Source organism: Vibrio sp. Y176, assembly GCF_033438945.1.
Genome location: NZ_JAWOQS010001124.1, coordinates 1 through 529, shown reverse-complemented (window position 1 = coordinate 529; position 529 = coordinate 1). Strand labels below are relative to the sequence as shown.

Annotated in this window: 1 protein-coding gene; it reads left to right on the top strand. The window is 46.7% G+C overall.

Annotated features, from left to right (window positions below):
• Positions 1-529, top strand: a 529-nt coding sequence (locus R7O13_RS30555) for an RNB domain-containing ribonuclease (protein WP_318305682.1), incomplete at both ends; no start/stop codon positions are given.

Below are 529 nucleotides of genomic sequence, written 5' to 3'. Positions count from 1 at the left end.
TAACGCTAGCGCAAAACGATCTACCAAACTCAGAACCTGCTGGCATTGAGAACTGGGAATTAAAAGATGACGCCGATCTAGAGCGCATCGACATGACTCATGTTCCTTTCGTCACAATCGATGGTGAATCAACCAAAGATATGGATGACGCGTTGTACGCGAAGAAAACAGAATCTGGTGATTTTGAGTTAACTATCGCGATTGCTGACCCAACTGCGTACATCACACCTGAAGACGAAATGGATAAAGTCGCGCGTGAGCGTGGTTACACCATTTATCTACCAGGCCGTAACATCCCGATGTTACCTCGCGATCTAGCGGACAACCTATGTTCTCTAATTGAAGGCGAAATCCGCCCAGCAATCTGCTGCACCGTAACAGTGAGCAAAGACGGTGTGATTGGTGACGATATCAAATTCTTCGCTGCAAACATCAAGTCACATGCGCGCCTAGCATACGATCACGTTTCTGATTGGCTAGAAAACGGCAACTCTGATGCATGGCAACCTTCAGAAGAAATCGCAACTAT